The following is a 10,086-nucleotide window of genomic DNA, read 5'->3' as shown; positions in this document are numbered from 1 at the left end:
CCCAGGCCTTCCGGCGGGAGCCTCCGGGGGTGTAGGGCGGTGCGGGTCAGCGGTCGGAGACGCGGAGCATCACGCGGGTGCGGTCGGCGCGGGTGACCAGGCCCTCGATCAGGAGGAACACGCGGTACTCGAGCCGGTACTTCGCCAGGAACACGCGGCCCAGGCGCTCGACCTCGCCGGGGTCGGCGTCGATCTCCGCGGCGGCCTCGACCGGCACCGCGTAGTCGGAGACGCGGCCGCGGCGGTCGCACGGGACGAGGGTCACCCGCGCGTCATTGCGGAGGCGCTTCACCTTGCCGCTGCGGCGGGGAGTGGTGACGATCAGCTCGTGGCCGTCGCGGGCGATCCAGACCGGGGTCGAGACGGCGTCCCCGGACTTCCGGAACGTGGTGAGCGAGACGAAGCGCTCGTCGGCGAGGGCGGTGAGGTCCTGGGAGAGGGGCATGTCCGAAGTAGAGCGGCCGGGAGCGGTCACCGCAAGCCTCCGTGGCACCTCGATCCGCCCCCGTAGGGTGGAGTGATGACCGACGCGACGCCTCTGATCGGCCCGACCGAGGCGCCCGATCTGCACGTGATGACCTACAACATCCGCCGGCGGATGCCGCGCCTCACCTCCCGCGCCGTCGACCAGTGGGACCGGCGCCGCCCGCTCGTCCAGCGGGTGCTGGAGCAGGAGCGCCCCTCGATCCTCGCCGTGCAGGAGGCGCTGCCGGACCAGTCGGCCGCCGTGCACGAGGCGCTGGGCTCCTCCTTCGAGGCGATGGGCTTCGGCCGGGACGCGGACCGCGGCGGCGAGCGCGTGATGCTCTTCGTCGACCGCAGCCGCTACGCCGTCCGGCACTGGACCCAGATCGCCCTCTCGGACACCCCGGACGTCGCCGGCTCGCGCAGCTGGGGCAACCGCATCCCGCGCACCGCCGTGATCGCGGAGCTGACCGATCACGCGACCAGCCGCGAGCTCACCGTGGTCTCGACCCACTTCGACCACATCTCGCGGCGCTCGCGCCAGCGCTCCGCCGAGCTGATCGCCCGCCGCGTCCTCGAGCTCGGACGCCCCGCGATCGTGATGGGCGACACCAACACCGACGTCGACACCGTCCCCTACCGGACGATCCTCGAGGAGGGCCGCCTCGCGGACGCGTGGGAGACGGCGGAGAAGCACCTCACCCACTCGTGGAGCACCTTCTCGAACTACCGTCCGCCGGCGCCGGGCAAGCGGATCGACTGGCTGCTCGTCAGCGAGGGCGCGTTCGAGGTCGTCTCCGCGGGGATCAACGCCGTCCGCTACGGGGGAGCGGCGCCCTCCGACCACGAGCCGGTCCAGGCCGTGCTGCGCTTCACGAACCCGTGAGCGGCTCCGCCCTCGTCGAGACATTCCTGGTGCCCCCGCGCACCCGCGGGGAGTGGACGGCCGACGGCATCCGCGCGATCGGGGCGGCGAGCATCGTGGCGGCCGCGATCGGCTGGGACCTGGTCGACGTGGCGGTGCTCGCGCTCGCGGCGATCGGGCTGGTGCTGCCGCGCTTCCTCGGCATCCGTCCGGCGCTCGACGCCCTCTTCGGGCTCGCGCTGCTCGTGGCGTCCTGGAGCAGCGTCCTCGGCCTCTACGAGGCCTGGCCGCAGTGGGACCTGGTCGTGCACTGCGTGCTCAACGGGCTGATCGCCGCGGTGGCCTACATCGTCGCCGCGCGGGCCGGAGTCGTGCCTGCCGTCGCGGGCGATCGCGGGCCGCTGCTCCCGGCGGTCGTGCTCTGCGCCTGCTTCGGGACGACGGCGGGCGTCCTGTGGGAGTGGGGCGAGTGGGCGGGGCACCGCTTCATCGACTCCTCGATCTTCGTCGGCTACGAGGACACGCTCGGCGACCTCGCCGCAGGTGCGCTGGGCTCGATCCTCGCCGGCGCGCTGATGCGCTTCTGGTCCGCGAAGTCCCGGGTGGTCGGACCGGGCGCCTCGCGCGGCGTCGGAGGTGCGGCGTAGCCTGTCCCGCATGTGCGGCCGCTTCGCGATGGACTCCGAGACCGATGAGCTGATCCGCGAGTTCGTCGCCGCGGGCGGGCGCGCCGAGGACTGGGCGCCCGACTACAGCGTCGCTCCCACCGACGTCGCGCCGATCGTCCGCGAGCGGCTCCACGACGGCGAGCGGGAGCGCGAGCTGGAGCTCGCGTCCTGGGGCTTCACCCCGTCCTGGTCGAAGGGCAGGGGGCCCTCGCCGATCAACGCGCGCCTCGAGTCGGTCGCGACGAACGGCCTGTTCCGCGGGGCGTTCGCCAAGCAGCGCGCGATCGTCCCGATGCGCGGGTACTACGAGTGGGAGACCCGCGCCGACGGCAAGCAGCCCTGGTTCCTGCAGGGCGAGGAGCCGATCCTCGCCGCGGCCGGCCTCTACACGGCCCGCAAGGAGGGCGACGACTGGCGCGTCTCCTTCACGATCATCACCCGCGAGGCGCGCGACGCCTCCGGCGAGGTGCACGACCGGATGCCCGTGTTCCTCACGCCCGACGTGCGCGACGCCTGGCTCGACCCGGCTCCGCTCGCCTCCGCCGAGGAGATGCTCGCCACCCTCGACCGGGCGTCCGTCGCGATGGCCTCGACCGTCACGGCCCACCCGGTCGACCGCCGCGTGAACAACTCCCGCACCGTCGACCGCCGCGACCCGGGCCTGCTGACGCCGGTCGCCTGAGGCCGTTCGCTCGGAAGGCGCGGGACGATCCGCGCGATCTGCGGAACCCCCCGGGCGAGGGCGGACGACGGGTGGTGGGTGGACCGGAGAGCACGGGAGGGGCGGAGCCGCGGCCCCGCCCCTCCCGGGCGTCCTACTTCGTGCCGGCGTGACCCGGGAACGGCTTGCCGTTCAGCGAGACCTCGTCGGGGTCGACCTCGACGTCGCCCACGTCGTCCGGGCCGCCCGTGCCGGGCACGGCCTTCACCTCGGCCGAGCCGGAGACCTCGGTGCGGCTCTCCGCCGGATCCGAGTCCTGCTTGGCCTCGGTCTCGCGGTCGCTGCCGGGCGACTCCGAGATGTCCTTCTCGATGGTCTCGCTCTCGGAGGAGGTGGCGGGAGCCGCCCCGTCCGGCTTGCCGATGGTCGAGCCCTGGTCGTCCTGCTCCGTGCGGTCCTGGTCCATGTCGTCGCCTTTCGTCGGGACCTCCGACGCTACGTCGGGGCGCGCGCGGGGGCACCCGCTTGACAGCCCGGCCGGGGGAGGGCGGCGTGCAGGGTCGACGTACTACCCTGGGTCGACGGTCGCACCGGGGGGCGCGGCACACCCGCCGCCGACCGCGAGGAGGACCCGTGGCATCCCACCGGACAGGCGACACCCGCATCGTCGGGACGACGGTCGACGGCCGGTACACGATCGAGGAGCTCATCGGCCGCGGCGGCATGGCCACGGTCTACCGGGCGCGAGACGGCGTCCTCGGCCGCTCCGTCGCGCTGAAGATGTTCGCCCCCGGCATCGACGACGCGCAGGACCTGCAGCGCAAGGCGTCCGAGATCCGGCTGCTCGCGGCGCTCAACCACCCCGCCCTCGTCACCCTCTACGACGCGCACGACGGCGGCGACGACACCAACGGCCAGGCCTACATGGTGATGGAGCTCGCCGAGGGCCCGAGCCTGTCCGAGCGGCTCGCCGAGGGCCCGGTCGCGCCGAACGACGTCGCCTCGATGGCGGGCGACCTCGGCGAGGCCCTGCACACGGTCCACGCGGCCGGAGTCGTGCACCGCGACGTGAAGCCGTCGAACGTGCTGCTCGTCCCGAGCCCGCTGACCAGCCGCGAGTTCCGCCCGAAGCTGGCCGACTTCGGCATCGCCTCCCTCATCGACGCGACGCGGATCACCGCGCCCGGCACCCTCATCGGCACCGCCGCCTACCTCAGCCCCGAGCAGGCGCACGGCGACCCGGTCACCTCGGCGAGCGACATCTACTCCCTCGGTCTGGTGCTCCTGGAGTCGCTGACCGGCCGCCGCCCGTTCACGGGCTCGGCGATCGAGGTCACGCTCGCCCGCCTGCTCCGCGACCCCGAGGTCTCGGAGTCGCTCGGCAGCGGCTGGACCTCGCTCCTGACCTCGATGACGCGGCGCGAGCCCGGCGAGCGTCCCGCCGCGCTCCAGGTGGCGGAGTCGGCACGCCGCCTGATCGATCCACGGCGCGACTCCCCGCCGGCGGCCATCGTCGTCCCCGACGTCCCCGCCACCCGGGTGATGTCGACGGAGCCACTCGCCGAGACCGAGCCGATCACGCGGACGGAGGCGCTCGACCCGACCCGCCGGCTCGCGGCCGACGCCTACCCGGCCACGGAGGCGATCGCTCCGACGCAGCGCTTCACCGCGACCGAGCGGATCGCACCGGCGCCGCGGACCGCTCCAGCGCCGCAGACCGCTCCGGCGCCGCGCACGGCTCCGCTCCGCCCCGCGGCCGCCCCTCCGCAGCGCCGCGGCCCGAGCCCGTGGCTGATCGTGCTGGTGCTCGCGCTGGTCGCGGTCGCCGTCGGGCTCGCGATCATCCTGATCGACGGTCCCCAGTCGCCTCTGCCGCAGGTGGACGGCGAGCTGGGCGACCACCTCCGTCAGCTGCGCGAGAGCATCCGCTCGTGAGGGGCCTCAGACTGCGCGCCGCCGGCGCCGTGCTCGCCTCGGTCCTGCTGCTGAGCGGATGCTCCTCCGCGCCGCAGGGCATCGACGAGGGCACCGCCCAGACCCTCGACGACGCGGTGGTGGCCGTCGCCGAGAAGGCCTCGGCCGACGACTACCAGGGCGCTCTCACCGAGCTCGCCTCGCTCCAGTCGGCGCTCGACGCCGCGCTCGCCGAGGACTCCGTCAGCTCCGACCGCGCAGCGACGGTGCAGGCGCAGGTCGACGTCGTCCGCGCCGACCTCGAGGCCCTGATCGCGGGAGCCCCGGAGCCGGCGCCGGCCGAGACGACCGCCCCGGCTCCCGAGGAGACGACCCCGGTCGAGGAGGAGCCGGAGGACACGCCGGCCCCCGTCGAGACCGAGGACGACCCCGCCCCCTCGCCCGAGGAGTCGGAGCCGGAGGAGACGCCGACCGAGCCGGAGGAGCCCGCGGAGGAGACCCCGGCCGCTCCCGGCGAGGACACTCCGGGGAACAGCGGTGGCGCTCCGGGGAACAGCGGCGACGCACCCGGCAACAGCGGGAACGCTCCCGGCAACGGCAACGGCAACGGCAACGGCAACGGCAACGGCAACGGCAACGGCAACGGCAACGCGGGCGGCAACGGCCCGGGCGCTCGCGGTGCGGCGACCGGAGTCGGCGCCCCCGCGGGCAGCGGTGCCGCGCCCGGGGCCGCGAAGGGCCCCGGCGGCCGCTAGAGCGCTATTCCTGCGTCGAGAGCACGGCGAACGCGGCGTCGAGCTCGACGTCCACGTCCGTGCCGTCCTCGCGGGTGACCTCCACCTCGAAGGCGTGGTCGGCGTCGTCGCTGCGCTCGGCCTCGGTGACGGTCCCGGAGCCGACGGCGCCCAGCGCCGCCTCGCTCGCGCGGGCCAGGTCGTCGCCGGTGAGGTCGTCCGGGTCCACGGCGGCCGCGGTCGGGTCGCCGGCAGGCACGCCGTCGTCGCCCGAGCCGGCCTGGAGGGCGCGGTCGTCGGGGTCCACGGACACGACGGCGAAGGAGTCGTCGAGGCGCACCTCGTACTCGAGGCCGTCGCGGTCGGTCAGGTCCAGCTCGTAGCCGGTGGCGCCGTCGTCGTCGCGCTCGGCCGAGGTGACGGTCCCGCCGCCGATCTCGGCGAGCGCGGCCTCGCTCGCGCGGTCCAGGTCGCTGCCGGTGAGGGAGTCGGACCCCTCGAAGCCGTCGGTCGCGGCGTAGGCGATGCCCGTCCCGGCTCCGATCAGCACGACCGCTCCGGCGATCCCGGCGATGATCTTCGTCTTCTTCTGCACGATGGCTCCGTCCCGGCGCCGCTCGTCGACGCCTCCAGCACTCTCGCGGTCGGGCGCTGAAGCAGGCCTGAAGCGCCCGCTCAGCGGACGAGCGGCACCCGCACCTCGACCCGGGCGCCGCCCAGCGCCGAGTCGCCGACGACGACCCGTCCGCCGTGGGCCCGGGCGATCCCGGCGACGATCGCCAGGCCGAGGCCCGAGCCTCCGGCGTCGCGCGCCCGGCCCTCGTCGAGGCGAACGAAGCGCTCGAGCACCCGCTCGCGCTCCGCCGCCGGGATCCCCGGCCCGTCGTCGTCCACCGCGAGCACCGCCTCCGCTCCGTCGATCCGGGTCGAGAGCGCCAGCTGCGAGGAGCGGTGCCGCACCGCGTTGTCGACCAGGTTCCGCAGCGCCCGCGAGAGCAGGGCCTCGTCGGCCACCGCCTGCACGGGCGAGATCCCGCTCGCGTCGACCCGGGCTCCGGAGTCGCGCAGGCGCCGCACCTCGCCGAGGGCGAGGTCGTCGAGGTCCACGGGAGCCGCCGCCACGGCCAGGCGCGCCTCGTCCGCCCGGGCGAGCAGCAGCAGGCCCTCGATCAGCCCGCCGAGCCGCACCGACTCCTCCGCGACCGTCCTCGCCAGCCGGGCGGAGTCGAGCCGGTCCGGGTGCGCGAGCGCCACCTCCGCGGTCTGGCGCAGCGCGGCGACGGGGGAGCGCAGCTCGTGCGAGGCGTCCGAGACGAAGCGCCGCTGCCGCTCCTGCCCGCTCTGCAGCCGATCGAGCATCCGGTTGAGGGTGTGCGCCAGCCGGTCGACCTCGTCGCCGGAGCCGGGAGCGGCGATCCGGCGGTCCAGGGCGGAGGAGGTGACCGCCTCGGCCTCCGCGCGCATCCGCTCCACGGGGCGCAGCGCCCGGCCGACGACGCCGGCGCACACCACCGCCACCAGCGCGATCAGCAGCGGGACGGCGACCGCGAGCAGCCCGATCGTCGTGGACACCGCCTCCTCGCGGCCCTCGTCGGGCACGCCGACCACGACGAGGGAGTCGTCGTCGAGCTCGCGGGCGGCGACCACCACCGCCCCCTCGTCGTCCACGTCGACCGTGACCGGGTCGTCGCTCTCGGCCAGCGCGAGCGGAGGGAGGTCCTCCGCGTCCTCGCCCGCGGCGGTCACCCGCCCGTCGACCACGAGCTGGACCAGTCCCTCCGAGCCGCGGACGGCCTCCGGGCCGCCCTGCTCGACCAGCGCCGCGACCCGCTCCGCCTCGGCGTCGGCGGCGGAGGCGGCGCTCGAGGCGAGCACGGAGGAGAGGACCAGGACGAAGAGCACGCTCCCGAGGAGCGCGGCGGCGGCCACCACGGCGGTCGCGGCCGCGGTGATGCGGGTCCGCAGGCTCCGGCGGTTCACCCGGCCACCAGCGTGTAGCCCGCCCCGCGCCGGGTGCGGAGGGTGTCGCGGCCGAAGGGCCGGTCGATCTTGTTGCGCAGGGTGCGGACGTAGACCTCGACGATGTTCGGGTCGCCGTCGTAGTCGAAGTCCCAGACGGCTCCGAGGACGTCCCGTTTGGAGACGACCTCGCCCGCCCGCGAGACGAAGTACTCGAGGACGCTGAACTCGCGCGCGGTCAGCGGCACGGCGACTCCGCCCCGCTCGACGCTCCGGGACGCCGGATCCAGCACGAGATCGCCGACGACGCGCACCGTGGGCCGCTCGGCGGCTCCGCGGCGGATGAGGGCGCGCAGCCGCGCGACGAGCACCGGGAACGAGAACGGCTTGGTGAGGTAGTCGTCGGCGCCGGTGTCGAGGGCCTCGACCTGGTCGAGGTCGCCGTCCTTCGCGGTGAGCATCAGGATCGGGGTCCAGTCCTCGGCGGCGCGCAGCCGCTCGCAGACGCGGAAGCCGCTGACATCCGGGAGCATCAGGTCGAGGACGATGGCGGCGTAGTCGGCCTCCTGCGCGTACCAGAGGGCGTCGGTGCCGGTGGTGGCGGTGTCCACGGCGAAGCCCTCGGCCTCCAGGCCCGTCTCGAGGGCGCGGAGCAGGTTGATCTCGTCGTCGACGACCAGGATGCGGATGGCGGCCTCCCCGGGTTCGGCGCGCGGGGCCTCGCGCGAGCCCAGGCTAGCCGCGGCCCCGCTGAAGCCCGCCTGAAGGGCCGGCGGACCACCGTGTCCCGCCGAGGCGCCGGCTCCCCGCCGGGACACCCGCCGGGACACCGGCCGGAGCGCGGTGTCCCGGCGGGACGCGCGGCGCCCGGGCGCGGGTCACTCGTCGCGGTCGGTGTACTCGCCCTCGCCCTCGGCGGAGGTGCCCGCGGCGCTGGTGTCGACGTAGCTGCCCTTGTCGGCGGTGCTCTGCTCGTTGACCGAGGTGTCGACGTAGCTGCCCTCGGCCTCGCCGGCGGTGTGCGAGACGCCCTCCGTCGAGGTGTACTCGCCGCCTTCGGTGTCCTCGGTGCTCGTGCCCTCGGCGACGTGACGGCCGTGGCCGGCGGTGTGCTCGTCGTGACCCTCGTGGTGGTCGTGGTGCTCGTGACCCTCGTGGTGCTCGTTGTCGTGGTCGTGGTGGGCCATGGCGGCCTCCTCGCTTCGTCGCGTCGGTGCGCGGTCGGATCCGCCGCGCTCGCTCCGAGACTTCTGCATCGGGGGCGGGGGTGCAAGACGTGGCGGCTGCACATCCGTGCCGCGCAACTCCTACCGGTGCCGGATCCGCCCGCCTAGCCTCCGAGGATGAGCAGACCCCCTCGCACCCGCTGGAGCGTCATCGGCCAGCTCGGACCGGCCTTCGACGACGGCGGTCCGATGCTGCTGGTCGAGGCCCGATCGGCGTTCGGGCGCCGCCCGATGCACCGCGCCAAGGCGCAACTGCTGCTGTCGGCGCTCCGCCACCGCGCCCGCGAGCTCGGGGACCGCGCCGAGTACGTCCGCTCCGAGACCTTCGGCGAGGCCCTCGCCGGGCGCGACGACCTCGAGGTGATCGACCCGCCCACCCGCGGCGGCCGCCGCCTCGCCCGCAGGCTCGGCATGAGCGTCCTGCCCAGCCGCGGCTTCATCACGGCCGAGGAGGACTTCCGCGAGTGGACGCTCTCCCGCTCGGGCAATCGCCTGCTGCTGGAGGACTTCTACCGGTGGAGCCGCGAGCGCACCGGCGTGCTGATGCGCGGCGACCAGCCCGAGGGCGGCCGCTGGAACTACGACCACGACAACCGCCAGCCTCCGCCCAAGGGCGCCTCCCGGCTCGGCCTGCCCGACCCGTGGTGGCCGGAGGAGGACGACATCGACGAGGAGGTGCGCGCCGACCTCGCGCGCTGGGAGGCCGAGGGGGCGGTCCGCCTGGTCGGCGCCGACGGTCCGCGCCGCTTCGCCGCGACGCCCGCCGAGGCAGAGGCGGCGCTCGCCGACTTCGTGTCGTCGCGCCTGGGCGACTTCGGGACCTACGAGGACGCGATGCTCTCGGGCGACTGGACGATGGCGCACTCGCTGCTCAGCGCCCCGATGAACCTCGGCGTGCTCGATCCGCGGACGGTCGTCGAGGCGGCCGAGGCGGAGTACGCCGCCGGGGGCGCGCCGATCGCGGCGACGGAGGGGTTCATCCGCCAGATCCTCGGCTGGCGCGACTACGTCTGGAACCTGTTCTGGCACCTCGGGCCGGAGTACCGGAACCGCAGCCGCGCGCTCGGCGCCTCCACGCCGCTGCCCGCCGGGCTGCTCGCTCTCGACCCGAGCGGCATCGAGGCGAACTGCCTGCACGAGACGCTCGACGACGTGCACCGGCACGGCTGGGCGCACCACATCCAGCGCCTGATGGTGCTCGGCAACTGGGGGCTGCAGCGGGGGTGGGATCCGGCGGAGCTCAACGACTGGTTCGTGGACGTCTTCGTCGACGGCACGGAGTGGGTGATGCCGGCGAACGTGATCGGGATGTCCCAGCACGCCGACGGCGGCGTCGTCGCGACGAAGCCGTACGCCTCGGGCGGCGCCTACATCAACCGGATGTCCGACTACTGCGGCGGCTGCCGCTTCGACCCGAAGGTGCGCCTGGGCGAGAACGCCTGCCCGGTGACCGCCGGGTACTGGGCCTTCCTCGACCGGGCCGAGCCGGTCCTCCGCGGCAACCACCGGATGGCCCAGCCCCTCGCGGGCCTGCGCCGCCTCGCGGACCGCGAAGCGGTGGTCGACCAGGAGCGCCTGCGCGAGACGTACTGAC

Annotated in this window: 12 protein-coding genes; 6 read left to right on the top strand and 6 right to left on the bottom strand. The window is 74.8% G+C overall.

Going from position 1 to position 10,086, the window contains the following annotated elements:
- Positions 1-46 precede the first annotated feature (46 nt).
- The gene (locus C5C35_RS06370) at positions 47-445 is read right to left on the bottom strand and encodes a PPOX class F420-dependent oxidoreductase (protein WP_104246944.1); all 399 of its coding nucleotides are present in this window, start codon (positions 443-445) and stop codon (positions 47-49) included.
- A 75-nt stretch (positions 446-520) separates the two neighbouring features.
- On the opposite strand from C5C35_RS06370, the gene C5C35_RS06365 reads away from it, so the two are divergent.
- From C5C35_RS06365 to C5C35_RS06355, 3 genes are read left to right on the top strand one after another with little or no spacing between them, the layout of a single operon-like run.
- Entirely contained in the window at positions 521-1,351 is an 831-nt protein-coding gene (locus C5C35_RS06365; protein ID WP_104262773.1) for an endonuclease/exonuclease/phosphatase family protein, read from the top strand.
- 29 nt (positions 1,352-1,380) lie between these two features.
- Positions 1,381-1,977, top strand: coding sequence for a hypothetical protein (locus C5C35_RS06360; protein ID WP_146078785.1), 597 nt, complete (start codon positions 1,381-1,383; stop codon positions 1,975-1,977).
- A gap of 10 nt (positions 1,978-1,987) precedes the next feature.
- The gene (locus C5C35_RS06355; RefSeq protein ID WP_104226115.1) at positions 1,988-2,680 is read left to right on the top strand and encodes an SOS response-associated peptidase; all 693 of its coding nucleotides are present in this window, start codon (positions 1,988-1,990) and stop codon (positions 2,678-2,680) included.
- Positions 2,681-2,813: 133 nt separating this feature from the next.
- Here C5C35_RS06355 and C5C35_RS06350 read toward each other — a convergent pair whose 3' ends face one another.
- Complete coding sequence (locus tag C5C35_RS06350; RefSeq protein ID WP_104262771.1) at positions 2,814-3,125, bottom strand: hypothetical protein; 312 nt, start codon at positions 3,123-3,125, stop codon at positions 2,814-2,816.
- A gap of 167 nt (positions 3,126-3,292) precedes the next feature.
- Here C5C35_RS06350 and C5C35_RS06345 point away from each other — a divergent pair, with 167 nt between their 5' ends.
- Positions 3,293-4,594, top strand: a complete 1,302-nt coding sequence (locus C5C35_RS06345; RefSeq protein WP_104262770.1) for a serine/threonine-protein kinase — start codon at positions 3,293-3,295, stop codon at positions 4,592-4,594.
- On the top strand, positions 4,591-5,328 hold the full coding sequence (locus tag C5C35_RS16690; RefSeq protein WP_146084571.1) for a hypothetical protein: 738 nt from the start codon (positions 4,591-4,593) through the stop codon (positions 5,326-5,328). The genes C5C35_RS06345 and C5C35_RS16690 overlap by 4 nt, the downstream gene beginning before the upstream one ends.
- A gap of 4 nt (positions 5,329-5,332) precedes the next feature.
- Here C5C35_RS16690 and C5C35_RS16935 read toward each other — a convergent pair whose 3' ends face one another.
- From C5C35_RS16935 to C5C35_RS16930, 4 genes are all read right to left on the bottom strand, one after another.
- The gene (locus tag C5C35_RS16935; RefSeq protein ID WP_104233065.1) at positions 5,333-5,902 is read right to left on the bottom strand and encodes a PepSY domain-containing protein; all 570 of its coding nucleotides are present in this window, start codon (positions 5,900-5,902) and stop codon (positions 5,333-5,335) included.
- Positions 5,903-5,982: 80 nt separating this feature from the next.
- Positions 5,983-7,287, bottom strand: coding sequence for a cell wall metabolism sensor histidine kinase WalK (locus C5C35_RS06330; RefSeq protein ID WP_104262769.1), 1,305 nt, complete (start codon positions 7,285-7,287; stop codon positions 5,983-5,985).
- Positions 7,284-7,955, bottom strand: coding sequence for a response regulator transcription factor (locus tag C5C35_RS06325; protein WP_104222956.1), 672 nt, complete (start codon positions 7,953-7,955; stop codon positions 7,284-7,286). Before C5C35_RS06325 ends, C5C35_RS06330 begins: the two co-directional genes overlap by 4 nt.
- 189 nt (positions 7,956-8,144) lie before the next feature.
- Positions 8,145-8,453, bottom strand: coding sequence for a hypothetical protein (locus C5C35_RS16930; protein WP_181027115.1), 309 nt, complete (start codon positions 8,451-8,453; stop codon positions 8,145-8,147).
- Positions 8,454-8,609: 156 nt separating this feature from the next.
- Here C5C35_RS16930 and C5C35_RS06315 point away from each other — a divergent pair, with 156 nt between their 5' ends.
- Positions 8,610-10,085 carry a cryptochrome/photolyase family protein gene (locus C5C35_RS06315; protein ID WP_104262768.1) on the top strand — a complete coding sequence of 492 codons (1,476 nt, stop codon included), beginning with the start codon at positions 8,610-8,612 and terminating at the stop codon, positions 10,083-10,085.
- The last annotated feature ends 1 nt before the right edge of the window (position 10,086 follow it).

Origin of the sequence: Rathayibacter sp. AY1F8 (assembly GCF_002932165.1) — a bacterium.
Taxonomy (GTDB): domain Bacteria; phylum Actinomycetota; class Actinomycetes; order Actinomycetales; family Microbacteriaceae; genus Rathayibacter.
The sequence above is the reverse complement of the archived record's forward strand: the minus strand, read 5'-3'. Positions and strand labels throughout refer to the sequence as shown.

Excerpts from the sequence above, each read along its gene's own strand:
- C5C35_RS06355 (WP_104226115.1), top strand. The coding sequence starts at position 1,988 with ATGTGCGGCCGCTTCGCGATGGACTCCGAGACCGATGAGCTGATCCGC.
- C5C35_RS16930 (WP_181027115.1), bottom strand. The coding sequence starts at position 8,453 with ATGGCCCACCACGACCACGACAACGAGCACCACGAGGGTCACGAGCAC.
- C5C35_RS06350 (WP_104262771.1), bottom strand. The coding sequence starts at position 3,125 with ATGGACCAGGACCGCACGGAGCAGGACGACCAGGGCTCGACCATCGGC.
- C5C35_RS06365 (WP_104262773.1), top strand. The coding sequence starts at position 521 with ATGACCGACGCGACGCCTCTGATCGGCCCGACCGAGGCGCCCGATCTG.
- C5C35_RS06370 (WP_104246944.1), bottom strand. The coding sequence starts at position 445 with ATGCCCCTCTCCCAGGACCTCACCGCCCTCGCCGACGAGCGCTTCGTC.
- C5C35_RS06315 (WP_104262768.1), top strand. The coding sequence starts at position 8,610 with ATGAGCAGACCCCCTCGCACCCGCTGGAGCGTCATCGGCCAGCTCGGA.